Consider the following 18035-nt stretch of genomic DNA (forward strand, 5'->3'; position numbering starts at 1 on the left):
GCAGTGCTGGGGCGTTGTGGGGATCTTGTGCTACTCGCTAGGCTCTCCGCCGGGAGAGGGACAAGGGGTGGCTGATCCGGTGCGTTGAGTGCTGGGTTTTCACTGGGTGTAGTGCTCCCTGTCCGCGTTCTCTCGCGATGACCCGATCAGGTGCGGCCGGAAGAGAGCAGCGATGACCGTGCGCGGTGGCGCAGCTCGACCCGAACCGCCTCCTCGTCGTGACCATCTGTAGCCCCGAGCACCGTTTTCCCCCTTTAGGTACGGCACCACTCCACTTCCCCCGCATCCTGGAGTTCGTTGTGATTTCCCGTCCCCGCCCCCGTCTCCTGACGGTGCTCCTGACCTTGCTGACCCTCGCCGGGGTCACCGCGCTCTCGGGGTGCAGCGACAGCTCGGCGTCCGGCAGCGGCAGCAAGATCACCCTCGGGTTCAGCGCCTGGCCGGGCTGGTTCCCCTGGCAGGTGGCGCAGGAGCAGGGCCTGTTCGCCAAGAACGGCGTGAACGTCGACCTCAAGTACTTCGACAACTACACCGACAGCATCAACGCGCTCTCCAGCGGCGCCATCGACGCCAACAGCCAGACCCTGAACGACACGCTGTCGTCGGTCTCCGGCGGCGCGAAGCTGTCCATCGTGCTGGTGAACGACAACTCCACCGGCAACGACAAGATCATCGCGCGCGACGGGATCACCAGCGTCGCCGACCTCCGGGGCAAGAAGGTCGCCGTCGAGCAGGGCGCGGTCGACCACTACCTGCTGCTCCTCGCGCTGCAGGCGGCGAAGCTGACCGAAAAGGACATCCAGCTGGTCAACCTCCCGACCGACGCCGCGGCCGCCGCGTTCGCCGGCGGCCAGGTCGACGCCGTCGCCGCGTTCGCGCCGTTCACCTCGAAGGCCCTCGAGCGCCCGGGCAGCCGCGCGATCTCGTCGTCGGCGGAGTTCCCCGGCGCCATCCCGGACCACCTGGTCACGTCGCAGAAGCTGGTCAAGGACCACCCGAAGGACGTCCAGGCGCTGGTCAACACCTGGTTCGAGACACTGACCTGGATCAAGAACAACAAGGACGCGGCCGTGAAGATCATGGCCAAGCGCGGTGGCGTCACCGACGCCGACTACAAGTCCTACGACGCCGGCACCACGATCTTCACGCGCCAGCAGAACATCGACGCGTTCACCCCGGGCGTCACCGCGCAGCACCTCGACTTCCAGGCGAACAAGATCATCGACTTCATCGTCGGCACCGGGCTCGCGCAGCAGCGGCCGTCGCTCGACGGCCTGTTCGACGACCAGTTCGTGAAGGCCGCCCCCCAGTGACCGGTCCGACCCAGCGCACCAGCCCGGCGACCTCGGCGGACGCGCGGGCCGCCGAGGCGCTGGAAGCCGAGCAGCGGCTCGCGGAGCAGCAGGAGGCACGCCGGGCGGGCGGCGGACGACCGGACTGGTCGCCGCTGCCCCGCCGGGCCGGCCTGAAGCCGTCCGCTTCGCCGCTTTTCTCCTTGCGCGCGCCGATTTCCGCCTCGGCCCGCTGGACGCTGGCGGTGCTGTCGTTCGCGATCCCGTTCCTCGCGTGGGTCGTGCTGAGCGTCAGCGGCGTCGTCGACGCGACGTTCCTGCCGTCCCCGGCCGCGGTGCTCAAGGCCGGGATCGACATGGCGGGCACCGGCGAGCTCTTCGACGACCTCTGGGCGACGACCCAGCGGGTGCTCGAAGGCTTCGGCCTCGCCGTGCTGATCTCCGTGCCGCTCGGCATCCTGATGGGCACCTTCACCGCCGGGCAGGCGTTCTTCGAGCCGCTCATCGGGCTGCTGCGCTACCTGCCGGCCAGCGCGTTCATCCCGCTGCTGATCATCTGGCTCGGCCTCGGCGAGCCGTCGAAGATCGCCATCCTCTTCATCGGGACGGTCTTCTTCAACACGCTGATGACCGCCGACGTCGTCCGCGGCGTGCCCAGCTCGCTCATCGACGTCTCCTACACGCTCGGCGCGCGCCGCGGCGAGGTGCTGCGCAAGATCGTCGTGCCGCACTCGCTGCCCGGCATGATCGACGCGATCCGCGTCAACGCCGCCGCGGCGTGGAACTTCGTGGTCGTCGCCGAGCTGATCAACTCCTCGGCGGGCCTCGGCTACCGGATCGTCCGCGCGCAGCGGTTCCTGCAGACGGACAAGATCTTCGCGGTGCTCGTGGTCATCGGGATCGCCGGGCTGACGATCGACGTCCTGCTGCGCCTGCTGCGCACGAGCGTCGGGAAGTGGGCGGCATGACGCTGGAACTGCGGAACGTGGCCAAGGACTACAGCGTCCGCGGCAAGGTGACGCGCGCCCTCGACGGCGTCGACCTCGAGGTGCTGCGCGGCGAGTTCGTCTGCGTCGTCGGCGCGAGCGGCTCGGGCAAGTCGACGCTGTTGTCGCTGGTCGCCGGGCTCAGCCGGCCGACCGAGGGCGAGATCGTGCTCGACGGCGTGCCGGTGACCGGCCCCGGCCCGGACCGCGGGCTGGTCTTCCAGTCCGGCGCGCTCTACCCGTGGCGAAGCGTCGAGAAGAACGTCGCGTTCGGACTCGAGCTGCTGGCGATCGACGCCGCCGAGCGCGCCAAGCGCGTCGACTGGTACCTCGCCGAGACCGGGCTCGAGGCCGTGCGGCGGTCACTGCCGAAGCAGCTTTCCGGCGGCCAGAAACAGCGCGTCGCGATCGCGCGGGCCTTGGCGGGCGAGCCGGAAGTCCTGCTCCTCGACGAACCCTTCGGCGCGCTGGACGTCCAGACCAAAGAGGACATGCAAGTGCTGATCCGCCAGGTCTGGGCCGACACGGGCACCACGGTGCTGATGGTCACCCACGACGTCGAAGAAGCGGTGTTCCTGGGCGGCCGGGTCGTGGTGCTCGCCTCCGACCCCGGCCGGATCGCGGCCGACGTCGAGGTGACCCTGCCCGCCGAGCGGGACCTGGCGGTGAAGCGCGAACCGCAGTTCCTCGCGCTGCGCGCCCGGATCGAGGACCTGGTCCGCGAGCAGCACCGCGGCCACGTGAGCCGGGTGGCCGCGGTCGAGTGAGAACGGACGACGGGAAGGTGGCGGGATGAGGCACGGCAGGTCGACCGCGAAACGGGCGGAGCGCGGAGGATTCCTCGCTCGGCTCGGCATTCGCGGCAAGCTGAACCTGCTGCTCCTGCCCCCGCTGGTCGCGGTGGTGCTGGTGTCGGTGCCGTTCGTGCTGACGCAGGCCGGGAGCGCCGGTGCGGCGGCGCAGTCGGCCGCGGTCGCGCGGCACGCCCAGCAGCTCGGCGGGTTGATGTGGCAGCTGCAGCGCGAGCGGCTGCTGACGGGCGCGTTCGTGGCGACGCCGTCGGCGAGCCCCGACCCGATGCTCCAGCAGCGCAAGGTGGTCGACGCGACGATCGCCGAAGTCCGCGGTTCGCTGGGGCCCGACGCCCCCGACGAGCTTTCCGCGGCGCTGACCCGGATCGGCTCGCTCGGCGAGCTGCGTGAGAACGCCGCCCGCCGCGGCGTCGCGCTCGACAGCGTGGCCCGGACCTACCACGCCGTGATCGACGCGGTGATCGACTCCCTGCGCCTGGTCCCGCAGCTCACCAGCGACGCCGAGGGCACCCGGGAGCTGACGGCGCTGGACGCGCTGCTGCGGGCGAACGAAGAGAACTCGCTGCGCGCCATGGCCCTCATCGTGACCGCCGTGTCGCCGGAGGCCGGCCGGTCCATCCTGGACGACGCGACCCAGCAGGCGCCGATCTTCATCGACCGGTTCGTCCAGCAGGGCGACGACGGCGACGACAGCGCGCGGGCCGCCCAGGTCGTCCGGATCGAGCAGAGTGACGCCGGCCGGCGCGTCGACGACCTCGCCGCCCAGATCGGCAACCCGCGTGACGCGGCGGGCACCACGCAGTACGTCTCGGACGTGCTCGCCGCCGCGGACGCCCATGCGGGCCAACGGAAGCTCGTGCAGGAGCGGGCGATCACCGAGATCGCCGACTCCGCCACCGAGCGGGCCGACAGCGCGACGGAGCTGGCGTGGACGGTCGGCATCGGCGCGGGCGCGCTGTTCCTGCTGGTCGCCTTCCTCGCCGTCGCGGTGTCCCGCTCGATCGCCGGCCCGCTGCGCCAGCTGACCACCGCGGCGACGTCGGTCGCCGACCTCGCCGGCACCGAGCTCGTCCGCGTGACCGACACCGAGGAGGCCGAGGAGCAGGTCCCGCGGCTGGCCACCATCGACGTCGTCTCCGGCGACGAGCTCGGCAAGCTCGCCGCCGCGTTCAACCGGGTCCAGACCACCGCGGCCGAGCTGGTCGAGCGGCAGGCGCTCACCCGGCGCAACACCAGCCTGATGTTCGCGAACGTCGCGAAGCGCACGCAGAACCTCGTCGGCCGCCAGCTCGCCCTGATCGACGAGGTCGAGCGCAACGAGCAGGACACCCGGCTGCTGGCCAGCCTCTACCGGCTCGACCACCTCTCCACCCGCCTGCGCCGCAACGCCGACAACCTGCTCGTGGTGTCCGGCACCCGCGACGAGACCCGCATCGCCGGGCCGATCGAGCTGTCGACCGCCCTGCGCTCGGCGCTCGCCGAGATCGAGGACTACCAGCGGGTCAAGCTCGGCGTCGTCGCGGAGATCCTGTTGTCGTCGGCCCTCGGCGCCGACCTGGTGCTCGTGTTCGCCGAGCTGCTGGAGAACGCGACGTCGTTCTCGCCGCCGGGTTCGATGGTCGACGTGGACACGATGTTCCTCACCGACGGCTCCTGCCTGGTCAGCATCGTCGACCACGGCATCGGCATGACCGCGGAGAAGATGGCCGAGGAGAACAAGCGGCTCGTCGAACGCGAACGCCTGGAGCTCGCGCCGACCAGCGTGCTCGGCCTGTTCGTGGTCGGCCGCCTGGCGCGGCGCCACGACCTCGGCGTCGAGCTGCTCGCGACGCCGACCACCGGCGGCGTGACCGCGCGGCTGACCATCCCGCCGTCGCTGTTCAGCCACCGCGCCGCGCAGCTGCCGAAGGCCGAACCGGCGCCGGTGATCCCGGCGCAGGCCGCGCCCGCGATCGCCCCGCCGCGCCCGCGGCACGCGGCGCCCGCGGAGCCGGCCGCACTGTCCACTGTGGAGGAGTGGCGGGAGTACGCCCCCGATCCGGCCCCCGACGCACCGACCGAGCTGCCGATGCCGGCGATCCCGGCACTGCTCGGCACCGCCCGTGGCAACGGGTTCCGCTGGTTCCGCCAGCTGGAACCGGTGTGGCCGGACGCCGAACCCGACGTCAAGCCGGCCGAAGAACCCGCCCCCGAGCCGGTGGGCGAGACCCGGGGCGGCCTGCGCCGCCGCGTCCGCGGCGCGCAGCTGCCCAGCCCGGGTACGTCGGCGCCGGTGGAGGACGGCAAACCCCGCCACGACCCCGAAGCGACAAAGGCCGCCATGGACGGGTTCCAGAGCGCCTTCGCGAAGGCCGCCGAGGTCGGCGCGATGACGACCGACCCGCCGTCCGCGCCGCCCACCGTCGTGACCGAACCCGTGCCGGCGCCCCCGCGTCTCCCGGTGCGCGTCCCCGCGGACGCGCCGCCGCCGGCCCCCGCTCGCACCACCGACTCCGCGCCGATCCCGGCCATCCCGCAGTCGCGGGACGGCCTGATCCGCCGCGTCCCCGGTGCCCAGCTCGCCCCCGGCCTGCGCCAGCAGCCCGCGGGGCGGCCGATCGCCCGAGCCGTCGCCAACCGCCCCCGGCGGGACCCGGCGGCCGAGCGAGCGGCGTTCGACGCGTTCGCCGCCGGCCTCGCCAAGGCGGACGTGGTTACGGCAGACAGCCCGCCCCAAGGCGTGGTCGCCGGTCGTGTGATGGAACGAGGAGAAGAGAGCAGGAAATGAGCATCCCCGCACCTGGTGTCAGTGTCGAAGCCCAGAACTTCAACTGGCTGGTGAGCCGCTTCGCGCAGCACACCGCGGGCGCGATAGCCGCCATCGCGGTCTCGGCCGACGGCCTGCTGATCGCGGTGTCGTCGGAGCTCGAGCGCTCCAACGCCGACCGACTCGCCGCGATCTCCTCCGCCATGCTCGGCCTCGCCCACGGCGTCTCCGAAAGCCACCCGCTCGGCTCGCCCGACAAGGTGATCATCGAGCTCGAGCACGGGTACCTGCTGGTCTGCACGATCAGCATCGGCTGCTCGCTGGGCGTCCTCGCCAACAAGCAGGCCAGCCTCGGCACGATCGCCTACGAGATGGCGATGTTCGCCAACCGCGCCACCGAAGTCCTGACGCCGGGGCTCATCGAGGAGCTGAAGAACACGGTCGGCATGTGACGGCCGGAGGGAGGGCACGGCGATGACCGAAGAACCGGACATCTCACTGCTGCGGCCGTACCTGATGACCTCGGGACGCGCCCAGCCGGTCGACCAGAGCCTCGAGATCGAGGCCCAGGTCATGACGTCACGCCTCGGCGCGGCGTCGCACCCGAAGCTCACCTTCGAACGGCAGGAAATCGTTTCGCTCTGCCGGAACACGATGTCGGTCGCCGAGGTGGCCGCCATGCTCGGCCTCCACATCGGCGTCGCCCGCGTGCTCGTCGCCGACCTGGCCGAGCTGGGCTACGTCGTCGTCCGGCGGCCCGGGAACCACAACTCGCACGACCTCGGCATGATCGAAAGGGTCATTCGTGGACTCGAAGCCATTCACTGAACCGGGCGCCCGTCCGCCGGCCCCGGTCAAGATCGTGATCGCGGGCGGCTTCGGCGTGGGCAAGACGACGGCCGTGTCGTCCATCTCGGAGATCAAGCCGCTGACGACCGAAGCCGCGATCACGTCGGTGGCCGCATCGGTGGACAGCACCGGCCACGTCCCGGCCAAGACCACGACGACGGTGGCCCTCGACTTCGGCTGCATCACGATCGACGACGAGGTCAAGCTGTACCTGTTCGGCACCCCCGGCCAGGACCGCTTCGGTTTCATGTGGCAGGACCTGGTCCACGGGGCACTGGGCGCACTGGTGATCGTGGACACCCGCCGCATGGACGACTGCTACCCGGCGGTCGACTACTTCGAGAACGCGGGCCTGCCGTTCGTGGTGGCGGTCAACATGTTCGACGGATCGCTCGGCCACAACCTGGAGGATATCCGCTGGGCACTGGCGGTGAGCGAAGACGTCCCCCTGATCACGTTCGACGCACGGCAGAAGCTTTCGGTGCGCGACGCCCTGCTGGCGGTCCTGCACAACACGTTCAAGAAGGCCCGGGCCCAGGCGGGCGCGGGAGCCTGAGCGGGGCCCGCTGGGTCACCGGGAGTTCTCGGTGGCTACACTGATCCACGGACCCCGCGCGGCGTCCACCCTGTGAACCTCCCCAGGGCCGGAAGGCAGCAAGGATAAGCAGGCTCTGACGGGTGCGCGGGGTCCCCTTCGTCTCTGCCTCCGGCTCTTCGGGCTTCGCCCTCTCGCCGGGGCTTCGACTTCGTCCTCTTGCCCGGGGGCCGAGCCCCCGGACCCCCACGGTGCCTCTCTCGCGACCTGCGAGCTCTGCCGCGGCCCCCTCGCGCCAGCTGGGCGGCCTGCCGTGGGCCTCGGTGCTCATGCCTAAAACACGCCCAGCACGTCTTCCGGGGGCTGCGGCGACGGCGGCAGGTCCTCGTCCGTGAGCGGTGCCGCGCTTCCCGCCAGTTTTCGCAGCTCCTCGCCGTACACGCACCTTGCCCGGAACGCCGCCGAGGCCGTGCGCTGGGCGATCTCGGCCGTCGGGAGGTCCGCTGTCGAGGCCGCGAACACCAGGTTGCCGAAACGGCGGCCCTTCAGCACCGCCGGGTCCGCCAGCACCAGGACCTCCGGGAACACCTCCCGCAGCGTCGCCAGGAAACGGCGGGCGAACGGGAGACCCGAGCCGTCGGTGATGTTCGCCAGGTACGTGCCCGGGGTCCTCAGGATGGCCGCCATCGCGCGCGTCGCCTCCAGCGTGGCCAGGCCGCCGGCCAGTGACGCCCGCTCGAACGCGTCGACCACCACCAGGTCCGCCGAATCCTCCCGGCGGGTCGCCAGGCCGGCGCGGCCGTCCGTCACCCGGACCCGCAGGCCCGGCACCCGCAGCCCCAGCTCGGTGCGGACCAGGTCGACCAGCTCGGCGTCGGCGTCGAACACCAGCTGCCGCGACCCCGGGCGCCTCGCCGCCACGTACCGGGGCAGCGTGCACGCCGCGCCGCCGATGTGCAGCGCGTCCAGCGGGCCCGGCGGCAGGTGGTCCACCACGTCCCCGAACCGCCGGACGTAGTCGAACTCCAGGTTGAGCGGGTCGTCGAGGTCGACGTACGACTGGGCGACGCCGTCCACGGACACGAGCCAGGCGTTGCCGCCGTCGGCGTCCCGGAGCAGCTCCGCCGTCCCGAACCGCACCGGGTACCGCCCGGGCACCGGACCACTGTTTCGCGCACGCCCCACGACCGCCGAGCCTAGTTGTCGGTCGACCCCGGTACTCCATCCGTGCCCCCACCACCGCCCTCAACGGAGACGCGTCGCGTCGCGGTAGATTCACGGGCGTGGCTCTCGCGCTGTACCGCAAGTACCGTCCGGCGACGTTCGCCGAGGTAGTCGGTCAGGAGCATGTGACCGAACCCCTCCGCACGGCGTTGTCCGCCGGGCGGATCAACCATGCCTACCTGTTCTCCGGCCCCCGCGGCTGCGGCAAGACGTCGAGCGCGCGCATCATGGCGCGCTCGCTGAACTGCGTCGAAGGCCCGACGCCCGACCCGTGCGGCAAGTGCAACTCGTGCCGCGCGCTCGCCCCCGAAGGCTCGGGCAGCGTCGACGTCACGGAGCTCGACGCCGCCAGTCACGGTGGTGTCGACGACGCCCGCGAGCTGCGCGACAAGGCGTTCTACGCCCCCGCGGAGTCGCGCTACCGCGTGTTCATCATCGACGAGGCGCACATGGTCACCACGCAGGGCTTCAACGCCCTGCTGAAGATCGTGGAAGAGCCGCCGGAACACGTCATCTTCATCTTCGCGACCACCGAGCCGGACAAGGTGCTCACCACCATCCGCTCGCGCACGCACCACTACCCGTTCCGGCTGATCCCGCCGCGCGCGATGCGCGACCTGCTGGAGCGCAACGTCGCCGCCGAGGGCGTCGAGGTCGAGCCCGCGGTGTACCCGCTGGTCATCCGGGCCGGCGGCGGGTCGGCGCGTGACACGCAGTCGGTGCTCGACCAGCTGCTCGCCGGCGCCGGGCCCGAAGGCGTCAGCTACAGCCGCGCGGTCTCGCTGCTGGGCGTCACCGACGTCGCGCTGATCGACGACATGGTCGACGCGCTCTCGACCGAAGACGCCGCCACGGTGTTCGGCACGGTCGAGAAGCTCACCGACGCCGGGCACGACCCCCGCCGGTTCGCGACCGACCTGCTCGACCGGCTGCGCGACCTGGTGCTGCTGCGCGCGGTGCCGGAGTCCGCGGGCGGGCTGGTGTCGGCGCCGGAAGAGGAGCTGGCGCGGATGGTCGCGCAGGCCGAGCGGATCGGCCTCGGCACGCTCTCGCGCTACGCCGACATCGTCCACAATGGACTCCTGGAGATGCGCGGCGCGACGTCGCCGCGGCTCGTGCTCGAGCTGCTGTGCGCGCGGATGCTGCTGCCTTCGGTCACCGAGGCGGAAAAGGCGCTGCTGGCCCGGATCGAACGGCTGGAGCGCCGCGCGACCCTGGCCGGCGGCGCCGTCGAGGGTGGCGTCGAGCCGCCGGTGCGGGGAGCGCCGGAGCGGGAGTTCTCCCGGCCGTCGCAACGTGCGCCCGGGACCGGCCCGGCGCCGGTCCCCGAGCCGGTCAAGCCCCCGGCGCGGCCCGCTCCGAGTCCTGCGCCCGTGGAGGCCAGTGCCCCCGCCGCGCCTGCCGCCCCGTCGACGGAAAGCGGCTGGGGGACCACACGCACCCCTGGCGGCGAGCCCGCCCCCGCGTCGGCACCTGCCCCGGCCGCGTCGGCACCCGCCGCGGCCTCCGCGGACGGCGGTTGGAGCGCTCCGCGCACTCCCGGCGGCGGCACGCCCGCCCCGGCCGCAGCCTCCGCGGACGGCGGTTGGAGCGCTCCGCGCACTCCCGGCGGCGGCACGCCCGCCCCGGCCGCTGCAGCCGCGCCGGCGGCCCAGGAAGCTCCGGCGGCGGGCGGGATGGACGCCGCCGCGATCCGGAACATCTGGCCGCAGCTGATGACCGCGTTGCGCAAGTTCACCGGCGGCCGCAGCCTCGAGGCGATGCTGACCCAGGCCACGGTGGCGAGCGTCGACGGCAACGCCCTGACGCTGACCCACAAGTCCGAGCCGCTGGCCCGGCGCCTGTCTGACCAGGACAACGCGCGCAAGATCGCGGGCGCGCTGACCGACGTCCTAGGCGGCGACTGGCAGGTCCGCTGCGTCCACGGCAACGCCCCGGCCGCGCCCGCCGCCCGTCCGCAGCAGGCGGCGCCCGCACCGGAGCGGTCGTTCACCCGCCAGTCGGCGACAGCGCCGGCGGCCACCCCCGCGGCGCCCGCCGAACCGGCGACCCGCCCCACGCCCCCGGCGGCGCCCGCCCGGCCCCGCGTCACGACGAGCGAGCCGGACATCCCGCTGCCCCCGGAGCCGTCCGACGAGGACGACGAAGACCTCTACAACGAGGACGCCAGCCCCGCCCCGCCGCCGCCCCCACCGCCGCCGGACAAGGACCCGGACGAGCTGGCCCGCAAGCTGCTCTCCGAGCACCTGGGCGCTCGCCCGCTGGACTGACCGCACGGGTCGCCTCCCCTACCCAGACGGTCGGCCGACGTACCGAGAGGGTCGGCTCGCGACCCGACTGCCCAGGTACGCGAACCCGACCGGCCAGGCACGCGAGCCGATCGGCCAGGCACGGGAGCCGACCTGGCCGGTACCCGGCTCAAGCCGCCCAGGGGCCGATGCCCGTGACCCGGTCGGCCTTGATCCGGACGATCACCGCCGTCGGTGAGCCCTGGTTGCCCAGCAGGTACTTCGGCACCCCGAGGTACCGCTGAGCCTGCCGGTCCATCAGGGCCGTGAACTCGTCGGCGATGTCCGGGCCCACGATCCGGGCCGTGCCGCGGACCAGCAGGTACTGGGGGAGGCCGCGCGAGTCGCGCCCGTCGTGGTCCTCGATCAGCACCGTGACGCGCGGATCCCGCCGGATGTTGCGCACCTTGGGACGGCCGCCCTCCATGCCCATCACGATCTCGTCGCCTTCGCGGCTGGCCCAGACCATCGACGTCTGCGGGGAGCCGTCCGGGTTGATCGTGGTCAGCACGGCGTTGAACGGCCGCTCGAACAGCCGGTGGCAGCTTTCGGGAAGTTCCATGCCCCCGAGATTAGGAAGCCGACAGGTACCGCTCGGTACCTTTGTTGCCATGGGTGACTTCTCCGGTGACGTCTTCCTCGCCGACTGCCCGGCCCGGCTGGCGATCGAGATCATCGCCGACAAGTGGGCGGTCGTCGTCGTGTTCGCGCTCAGCCGCGGCCCGCGGCGGCACGGCGAGCTGGTCGACCTCATCGGCGGCATCTCCCGCAAGGTCCTCACCCAGACGCTGCGCAAGCTCCAGGGGTACGGCCTGGTCGACCGCCGGGCGTACGCCGAAGCGCCGCCGCGGGTCGAGTACTGCCTGACCGACCTCGGCCGGACCCTCGTCGAGCCGATCGGCGTCCTCACGAAATGGGCGACGCTGCACGGCGAGGCCGTTCTCGAGGCTCAAGAGGCCAGGTAGGCCTCGATCGCCGCCGCGATGGCCGACGCGAACTGCTGGCGCCCTTCCGCGCTCGTCATCCGTGCCGCCTCGGCCGCGTTGCGCATGTTGCCGCACTCGACGAGCGCCGCCGGGCGCGTCGAAAGGTTCAACCCGGCGAGGTCCGAACGTGCCGACAGGCCGTCGCCGCCGATGTAGTTCGCCGTGCTGAAGCCGCTCGTGCGCATCGTGTCCCGCAGCGTCTTCGCGAGCCGCGTCGACGGCTCGCCCTGCGCCGCGTTCAGCGGCGGCGACGAATACGCGACGTGGAAGCCGTTCGCGCCCGCGGAGTTCGAGCCGTCGGCGTGGACCGAGACGACGGCGTCGGCGTTCGCCTCGTTGCCGATCGCGGCCCGCCGGTCGACGCAGGGGCCGACGCCCGTGTCGTCCTGTCGCGTGTAGACAACATGGATTCCCTTGCCCGTCAACGCTTCCCCGACCCGTCGCGCGACGTCGAAGGTGAAGGCGTGCTCGGGGTAGCCGTCGTTGGTGGCGGTGCCGGTCGTGTTGCACGGTTTGGTCTGCCCGCGCCCCGCGGGCACCGGCCGGTTGATCTCCGCCGGGTGCGCGCCGTTCCCGCCGTTGTGCCCGGGGTCCAGCACGACGACCTTCCCGGCGGCGACCGGAGGCGGCGCGGCGACCGAAGGCGAAGACGGGGAAGGCGGCGTGACCGTCGTCGGCGTCGGCGTGACCGTCCGCGTGGTCACGGGAGCGGGCGCCGGCGCCGCCGGGGCATCGTCGGCACAGCCGGTGAGCAGCAGGGCACCGGCCAGCAGGAGGGGGGCAGTCGCGCGTCGCACGGCGACCACGGTGCCACAGCCCGGCACCGCGCGTGGCGCGACTACCCTGGTGGCGACACAGGCGTGCAGAGAGGACCGAGTGGGATCATGGTGCAACCCGGCGGCGGCTTCGACCTTTCCCAGCTGATGCAGCAGGCGCAGCAGATGCAGCAGAAGCTCGTCGAGGCCCAGGAAGAGCTCGCCAACACCGAGGTCACCGGCAGTGCCGGCGGCGGGCTGGTCACCGCGACCGTCTCCGGTGACAGCCAGCTGAAGAGCCTCCAGATCGACCCGAAGGTCGTCGACCCGGACGACGTCGAGACGCTGTCCGACCTGGTCGTCGCGGCGGTCCGCGACGCGTCGGCGAACGCGCAGAAGCTCACCGAGCAGAAGCTCGGCCCGCTGGCCAACGGCCTCGGCGGCGGTGGCGGCATGCCGGACCTCGGCAGCCTCGGTTTCGGCGGCTGACGAACTTGTACGAAGGTGTCGTCCAGGACCTGATCGACGAGCTCGGGCGGCTGCCCGGGGTCGGGCCGAAGAGCGCCCAGCGGATCGCGTTCCACCTGCTGGCCACCGACCCGGCCGACATCGCGCGGCTGCAGGACGTGCTCGGCAAGGTCAAGGAGGGCGTGCAGTTCTGCGAGGTCTGCGGCAACGTCTCCGAGCAGCAGAAGTGCCGCATCTGCCGCGACGAGCGCCGCGACCTCACGGTCATCTGCGTGGTCGAGGAGCCGAAGGACGTCCTGGCGGTCGAACGCACGCGCGAGTTCAAGGGCCGCTACCACGTGCTGGGCGGCGCGCTCGACCCGTTGTCGGGCATCGGCCCGGAGCAGCTGCGGATGCGTGAGCTGCTCAAGCGCATCGGCGAGGCCGACATCAGCGAGATCATCATCGCGACGGACCCCAACACCGAGGGCGAAGCGACGGCGACGTACCTGGTCCGCATGCTGCGCGACTTCCCGGGCCTGACGGTGACGCGGCTGGCGTCCGGCCTGCCGATGGGCGGTGACCTGGAGTTCGCGGACGAGCTGACGCTGGGCCGCGCGCTCTCGGGCCGCCGCGCCCTTTGACGGCCGGCCGCTCGACCCCGGCCCGGACGCAACTGCTCACCGAGCGGGGGACGGAGGCCGAACTGCTCGACATCCGCGACTGTGCCGAGCTTCCCGCTCGAGAGGGGACCACCGCAGGTCCGGCGTGGTCGAGCTGACCGTCGGAGAGCTCGCGGAGGCCCGGCTGGGCGACGAGCCCGGCGCGCTGCGGCTCGAGCCGGTCCCGGGCGGTCAGGTGCGGATCACCGTGGTGTTCGGCTCCGGCCCCTACCGGGCCGCTGTCGCCGGCGAGGACGACCCGCTCACCGGGCGCGGAGAACGACGCTTAACCGCTCACTGGTCGAAGCGGCGCAGGTCGTACAGGTCCATCAACCTGATCACCTTGTTCGCGTACTCCGGGTCGGTGGCGTACTTGCGGGCCACCGCCCGGGTGAACGCGTCGGGGTCGTCGCGGACCGGGAGCGCTGCCGCGTAGTTCGCGCTCGTCGTCAGCAGCCGGCCGTAGTCGCGGAATGAGTCGTCGGTCGACGCGTACGTGCGGAAGAACGCGTCGACCGGGTGACACGGTGACGGCACGCACTCCGTTGTCGGGTAGCGCGCGCAGCCGAGCGCGATCGGGCCCGGGCTCGTCGCCGTCACGCACTTGAAGCCGAAGTAGTTCCGCTCCGCCGTCGACAGCTTGCTGCGGCCCCAGTTCGACTCCAGGATCGACTGCGCCACCGTGACCGACGCCGGGATGTCGTACGCCGCGTGGATCGCGCGGGCGATCGGGCCCGCCACGGCGACGTACGCCTCCTGGAAGCCCGAGTCCAGCGCCGCCTCGCGAACGGAGGCCTGGTCGATCGGCGGGGTCACCAGCAGGACCGCCGCCAGTCCGATGTGGATCATGGCAAAACCGTGCCCGATCCACCGCCCGGGAAACCGAAGGTCACCCGGACGAAGGACTCAGCAGTAGCCGAGCTGCGCCAGGGTGTTCACGACCACCTCGGACGGGTGGTACTTGTCCATCCAGTTCTCGCCGCGGCGCTCGGAGTAGGTGGCGAGGAACTCGCGCAGCTTGTCCCCGCGCATCTCGGTGAGCTCGATGTTCGCCCCGATGCCGACGTGCCGCTCGGTGCGGTTGCGGTGCACCGCGCACGGCAGGCCGAGGTAGCCGCACTCCTCCTGCAGACCACCCGAATCGGTGACGACGTACTCGGCGCGCGCGACCAGCGGCAGGAACTTCAGGTACCGCAGCTTCGGCCGGATGATGAACCGGTTGTCGAAGAGGTGCTCCAGGTTCAGGGCGCGGATCTTCTCCCGCTCCGGCGCGCCGGCCATGTACAGCACCGGCATCTTGCGGCTCTCTTCGCGCAGGATCTCCAGCGCCTCGCGGTACTTGTCCGCCCGGGACAGCAGCTCGAAGCGGTGCAGGGTGGCCAGGCCGAACTTCTCCGGCAGGTCCTTGACCACCAGGGGCTGGCCGATCGCCAGGCGCATCGAGTCGATCGCCGTGTTCGCCTCGGTGTCGACGACCACCCCGCGGGTGTGCCGCAGGTTGTTCACCTCGCGCGCGGTCGGCGCGAAGTGGATGTCGACGACCTTCGCCGCGATCTTGCGGTTGAGCTCCTCGGGCAGCGGCGACAGGATGCTGCCCGACCGCGCGCCCGCCTCGATGTGCCCGACCCGCGACTTGAGGATCCGCTTCCCGATCAGCGCGCCGTACGGCGTGGTGAACGTGTCGCCGTGCACCAGCACCAGCGGCGGGCGGCCGTCCTCGGCCAGCGCCGCGCGCAGCTCGTGGCGGCGGCCCCACGCGGTGCGCAGCACCTGCGCCGCCCAGCCCGGTACCTGCGCCGGCGACTCGAGGTTGTGGGCCTTGTCGCGCGGCACCAGCCAGACGTCCGGCTCCGGGAGGTTCAGGTCGGCCAGGACGTCGGCCACCTCGTCGACGTGCTGCGCGGTGAACCAGATCTTCGGCCGCACCCCGCGCTCGACGATCCCGTGGTAAACCGGCGCGATCTTGATCAGTTCCGCGGTGGTGCCGAGGATGAAGGAAATCACCGTGAGAGCCCATTCCTGGTCGGGTGCGGTGGCGTAAGGATACTGGCCGACCCGCCGCCGGGGCCGCCGGGTAGCCTCGGCACGGTGAGTGCGAACCCGCTCCTCCCCTCGCTCAGTGTCGTGATCCCGGTCTACAACGAGCAGGACTGGATCGACCGCAGTGTCGGCGCGCTGCTCGCCTCGGCCGAGGCGGCGAGCTGGCCGATCGAGGTTGTCGTCGTGGACGACGGCAGCACCGACGCCACGCCGTCGCGGCTCGACGAGCTGCGCGAACGCCACGGCATCACGGTGCTCAGCCAGGCCAACTCGGGCCGCTTCGAGGCGCGCAGCGCGGGCATCGCGAAGTCGTCCGGCGACTGGATCGTGCTGCTCGACAGCCGCGTCATCGTCGACGAAGGCAGCCTGACGTTCCTGCGCGACCAGCTCGTGGACCACCCCGAGCGCGCGGTCTGGAACGGGCACATCAACGTCGCCTCCGACCACAACCCGTACGCGGGATTCATGGCCGGGCTGGTGAAGGTCCCGTGGCGCAAATACTTCGCGAATCCGCGGCTGACGTCGTACGGCATTGAGGAATTCGACGTCTACCCCAAGGGGACGACGTTTTTCTGCGCCCGCCGCGGCCTTCTCGAAGGTTCCGTGACGGCTTTCGTGTCGCTGTTCGACGACATCCGCTTCGCCAGCGACGACACCCGGATGCTGCGCTGGATCGCCGAGCGCGAGCGGATCTGGCTGGCCCCGGAGTTCTCCGCCGTCTACAACGGGCGCGACTCGTTCAAGAAGTTCGCGCAGCAGGCCTACTTCCGCGGGACCACCTATGTGGACTCCTACATCGGCTCGCCCGGCCCGGCCCGCAACGCCCTGTTCGGCGCCCTCGCCGCCGGGGTGGTCGGGCTGGCCTTCGCCGCGAAGAAGCCGAAGACGACCCTGGCCGCCGGCGTGCTCGGTGCCGTGGCGGCCGGCGAGGTCGTGAAGAAGTGCGGCGCGACCGGCCCGGAGGCCCGCGCGGTCACCAAGCTGCTGCCGGTGTTCGCGGGCGGTTTCGGCGCCGGTGTCCTGCGTGGACTGGCCATGGCCGTGCGGACCAAGCTCCGCCGCCGATGAGCACCGCCGGCGTGAAGGGGACGGACGTGGAGGCCGACACCGGGGTGCGCAACGGCCGCACCACCGCGGGCAGCCTCGGCAGCTCGCTGATCGTGTCGATCGGCCTCGGCTACGTCCTCACCGTCGCCTGCCAGCGCCTCCTGCCGCCGCAGGAGTACGCCATCTTCGTCACGTTCTGGGGCCTGGTGATGGGCCTCGGCAGCACGCTCTCCCCGCTCGAGCAGGAGCTGTCCCGCCAGTCGGCGGTGGCGGCGCTCGGGGGTGGCAAGGCGGGCCGCCCGGCGCTGCGGGCGGTGGCCGTCGGCGTCTTCGTCGCGGCCGCCTTCTCCCTGGCCCTGCTGATCCCGCCGGTCAACGACCGGCTGTTCCACGGCGACTGGTCGCTGGCCCTGATCGTGCTGGCCGGCGGCGTCGCGTTCGCCTGCCAGTTCGGCACCCGCGGCCTGCTGATCGGGCAGCACAAGGTGAAGGCGTTCTCGCTGCTCGTGGTCGCCGAACCGGCGGTGCGGGCGCTCGTCCTCGGCGTCCTCTTCGTCTCGGTCGCCTACAACGTCGTCTCGCTGGCGATCGCGGTGGCCGCGGGCTCGTTCGCCTGGCTGTTGTTCGCCCGCCCGGCCCGGCGCCTGCTCGACCCGCACGTCGACGGCGACGGCTGGGGCGTCACGACCCGCCGGATGAGCATGCTGCTGGTCGGCGCCGCGCTGACGTCGGCGGTCATCACCGGCTACCCGGCGCTGGTCGGCCTGCTGGCGCCCGGCGGGGACGGCGACCGCGTCGGCGCGCTGTTCGCCGCGCTGGTCATCGCCCGGCTGCCGCTGACCCTGATCGGGCCGGTGCAGTCGCTGGCCGTGCCGTTCGTCGTCCGGCTGTCGGTCACCGAGGAGGGCCGCCACCGGCTGCGCCGCGTGCTGGCCCTCGGCGCCGTCGCCTCGCTGGCGCTGGCCGCGCTCGGCGCGCTGGTCGGGCTGTGGCTCGGTCCGTGGGCGGTGCGGTTGGTCAGCGGCCCCGGCTACGACATCGACGGCTGGTCGGTCGCGGGGCTGGTGTGGTCCTCGGTGCTGCTGGTGCCGATGCAGCTGCTCACGGCCGTGCTCGTGGCGCGCACCCAGGCGCGGCTCGTGCTGGTCACCTGGGCCGTCGTCACCGGCACGGCTTCCCTGTTCCTGCTGTTCCTCCCCGGCGACACCGTGTTCCGCGCGGTTGTCGCGCTCGCCGCGGCGCCGGCTCTGGGCCTGGCCGTCGTGCTCGCGTTCGTCCTGCGGCGGGCTCCGGAAACCGGCACCGGCACAACCGCGGGAGCCGTTGAAGCGTCTTCGTAGTGGCCCAGTAGGGTGCGATGGCCCCG

General features: G+C 72.0%; 18 protein-coding genes and 1 other RNA gene. 14 read left to right on the forward strand and 5 right to left on the reverse strand.

Features of this window, described 5'->3' with window-relative positions:
• Positions 1-299 precede the first annotated feature (299 nt).
• The 8 genes from ACH54P_RS31745 (at position 300) to ffs (ending at position 7382) form a co-directional block, all read left to right on the forward strand.
• A complete protein-coding gene (locus tag ACH54P_RS31745; RefSeq protein WP_489906997.1) occupies positions 300-1313 on the forward strand; it encodes an ABC transporter substrate-binding protein in 1014 nt (337 codons plus the stop codon).
• Positions 1310-2260, forward strand: a complete 951-nt coding sequence (locus tag ACH54P_RS31750) for an ABC transporter permease (RefSeq protein ID WP_489906998.1) — start codon at positions 1310-1312, stop codon at positions 2258-2260. Before ACH54P_RS31745 ends, ACH54P_RS31750 begins: the two co-directional genes overlap by 4 nt.
• Positions 2257-3045: an ABC transporter ATP-binding protein gene (locus ACH54P_RS31755; protein ID WP_489906999.1), complete on the forward strand. Its 789-nt coding sequence runs from the start codon at positions 2257-2259 to the stop codon at positions 3043-3045. The genes ACH54P_RS31750 and ACH54P_RS31755 overlap by 4 nt, the downstream gene beginning before the upstream one ends.
• 25 nt (positions 3046-3070) lie before the next feature.
• Positions 3071-5857 carry a sensor histidine kinase gene (locus tag ACH54P_RS31760; RefSeq protein ID WP_489907000.1) on the forward strand — a complete coding sequence of 929 codons (2787 nt, stop codon included), beginning with the start codon at positions 3071-3073 and terminating at the stop codon, positions 5855-5857.
• Positions 5854-6288, forward strand: coding sequence for a roadblock/LC7 domain-containing protein (locus ACH54P_RS31765; protein ID WP_465441701.1), 435 nt, complete (start codon positions 5854-5856; stop codon positions 6286-6288). Before ACH54P_RS31760 ends, ACH54P_RS31765 begins: the two co-directional genes overlap by 4 nt.
• Before the next feature lie 22 nt (positions 6289-6310).
• On the forward strand, positions 6311-6664 hold the full coding sequence (locus ACH54P_RS31770) for a DUF742 domain-containing protein (protein WP_020642116.1): 354 nt from the start codon (positions 6311-6313) through the stop codon (positions 6662-6664).
• Complete coding sequence (locus ACH54P_RS31775; protein WP_489907001.1) at positions 6642-7241, forward strand: GTP-binding protein; 600 nt, start codon at positions 6642-6644, stop codon at positions 7239-7241. Before ACH54P_RS31770 ends, ACH54P_RS31775 begins: the two co-directional genes overlap by 23 nt.
• A 46-nt stretch (positions 7242-7287) precedes the next feature.
• Positions 7288-7382: signal recognition particle sRNA small type (gene ffs, locus ACH54P_RS31780), an RNA gene on the forward strand.
• Positions 7383-7553: 171 nt separating this feature from the next.
• On the opposite strand, the gene ACH54P_RS31785 is transcribed toward ffs, so the two are convergent.
• Complete coding sequence (locus ACH54P_RS31785) at positions 7554-8378, reverse strand: spermidine synthase (protein ID WP_489907002.1); 825 nt, start codon at positions 8376-8378, stop codon at positions 7554-7556.
• A 125-nt stretch (positions 8379-8503) separates the two neighbouring features.
• On the opposite strand from ACH54P_RS31785, the gene ACH54P_RS31790 reads away from it, so the two are divergent.
• Positions 8504-10714: a DNA polymerase III subunit gamma and tau gene (locus tag ACH54P_RS31790; protein ID WP_489907003.1), complete on the forward strand. Its 2211-nt coding sequence runs from the start codon at positions 8504-8506 to the stop codon at positions 10712-10714.
• 148 nt (positions 10715-10862) lie between these two features.
• On the opposite strand, the gene ACH54P_RS31795 is transcribed toward ACH54P_RS31790, so the two are convergent.
• Positions 10863-11294, reverse strand: a complete 432-nt coding sequence (locus ACH54P_RS31795; RefSeq protein ID WP_489907004.1) for a TIGR03618 family F420-dependent PPOX class oxidoreductase — start codon at positions 11292-11294, stop codon at positions 10863-10865.
• 49 nt (positions 11295-11343) lie between these two features.
• Between ACH54P_RS31795 and ACH54P_RS31800 the strand changes: the two genes are divergently transcribed.
• The gene (locus tag ACH54P_RS31800; RefSeq protein ID WP_489907005.1) at positions 11344-11697 is read left to right on the forward strand and encodes a winged helix-turn-helix transcriptional regulator; all 354 of its coding nucleotides are present in this window, start codon (positions 11344-11346) and stop codon (positions 11695-11697) included.
• Here ACH54P_RS31800 and ACH54P_RS31805 read toward each other — a convergent pair.
• On the reverse strand, positions 11682-12524 hold the full coding sequence (locus ACH54P_RS31805; protein ID WP_489907006.1) for an N-acetylmuramoyl-L-alanine amidase: 843 nt from the start codon (positions 12522-12524) through the stop codon (positions 11682-11684). The genes ACH54P_RS31800 and ACH54P_RS31805 overlap by 16 nt on opposite strands.
• 78 nt (positions 12525-12602) lie before the next feature.
• Between ACH54P_RS31805 and ACH54P_RS31810 the strand changes: the two genes are divergently transcribed.
• Both ACH54P_RS31810 and recR read left to right on the forward strand, forming a co-directional pair.
• Entirely contained in the window at positions 12603-12962 is a 360-nt protein-coding gene (locus ACH54P_RS31810; RefSeq protein WP_489907007.1) for a YbaB/EbfC family nucleoid-associated protein, read from the forward strand.
• 5 nt (positions 12963-12967) lie between these two features.
• Positions 12968-13564: a recombination mediator RecR gene (gene recR, locus ACH54P_RS31815; protein WP_489907008.1), complete on the forward strand. Its 597-nt coding sequence runs from the start codon at positions 12968-12970 to the stop codon at positions 13562-13564.
• 312 nt (positions 13565-13876) lie between these two features.
• On the opposite strand, the gene ACH54P_RS31820 is transcribed toward recR, so the two are convergent.
• Together ACH54P_RS31820 and ACH54P_RS31825 are read right to left on the reverse strand one after the other, a co-directional pair.
• Entirely contained in the window at positions 13877-14431 is a 555-nt protein-coding gene (locus ACH54P_RS31820) for a glucosaminidase domain-containing protein (protein ID WP_489907009.1), read from the reverse strand.
• A gap of 57 nt (positions 14432-14488) precedes the next feature.
• On the reverse strand, positions 14489-15586 hold the full coding sequence (locus ACH54P_RS31825) for a UDP-N-acetylglucosamine 2-epimerase (protein ID WP_489907010.1): 1098 nt from the start codon (positions 15584-15586) through the stop codon (positions 14489-14491).
• Positions 15587-15670: 84 nt separating this feature from the next.
• Between ACH54P_RS31825 and ACH54P_RS31830 the strand changes: the two genes are divergently transcribed.
• On the forward strand, positions 15671-16690 hold the full coding sequence (locus ACH54P_RS31830; RefSeq protein WP_489907011.1) for a glycosyltransferase family 2 protein: 1020 nt from the start codon (positions 15671-15673) through the stop codon (positions 16688-16690).
• On the forward strand, positions 16687-18009 hold the full coding sequence (locus ACH54P_RS31835; protein ID WP_489907012.1) for a lipopolysaccharide biosynthesis protein: 1323 nt from the start codon (positions 16687-16689) through the stop codon (positions 18007-18009). Before ACH54P_RS31830 ends, ACH54P_RS31835 begins: the two co-directional genes overlap by 4 nt.
• The last annotated feature ends 26 nt before the right edge of the window (positions 18010-18035 follow it).

This window comes from Amycolatopsis sp. N2S4-7 (assembly GCF_058119595.1).

What these genes read in the sequence shown, in the direction of transcription:
- ACH54P_RS31755 (WP_489906999.1), top strand. Translation starts at nt 2,257, where the DNA reads ATGACGCTGGAACTGCGGAACGTGGCCAAGGACTACAGCGTCCGCGGC.
- ACH54P_RS31760 (WP_489907000.1), top strand. Translation starts at nt 3,071, where the DNA reads ATGAGGCACGGCAGGTCGACCGCGAAACGGGCGGAGCGCGGAGGATTC.
- ACH54P_RS31765 (WP_465441701.1), top strand. Translation starts at nt 5,854, where the DNA reads ATGAGCATCCCCGCACCTGGTGTCAGTGTCGAAGCCCAGAACTTCAAC.
- ACH54P_RS31770 (WP_020642116.1), top strand. Translation starts at nt 6,311, where the DNA reads ATGACCGAAGAACCGGACATCTCACTGCTGCGGCCGTACCTGATGACC.
- ACH54P_RS31795 (WP_489907004.1), bottom strand. Translation starts at nt 11,294, where the DNA reads ATGGAACTTCCCGAAAGCTGCCACCGGCTGTTCGAGCGGCCGTTCAAC.
- ACH54P_RS31800 (WP_489907005.1), top strand. Translation starts at nt 11,344, where the DNA reads ATGGGTGACTTCTCCGGTGACGTCTTCCTCGCCGACTGCCCGGCCCGG.
- ACH54P_RS31810 (WP_489907007.1), top strand. Translation starts at nt 12,603, where the DNA reads ATGGTGCAACCCGGCGGCGGCTTCGACCTTTCCCAGCTGATGCAGCAG.
- ACH54P_RS31820 (WP_489907009.1), bottom strand. Translation starts at nt 14,431, where the DNA reads ATGATCCACATCGGACTGGCGGCGGTCCTGCTGGTGACCCCGCCGATC.
- ACH54P_RS31835 (WP_489907012.1), top strand. Translation starts at nt 16,687, where the DNA reads ATGAGCACCGCCGGCGTGAAGGGGACGGACGTGGAGGCCGACACCGGG.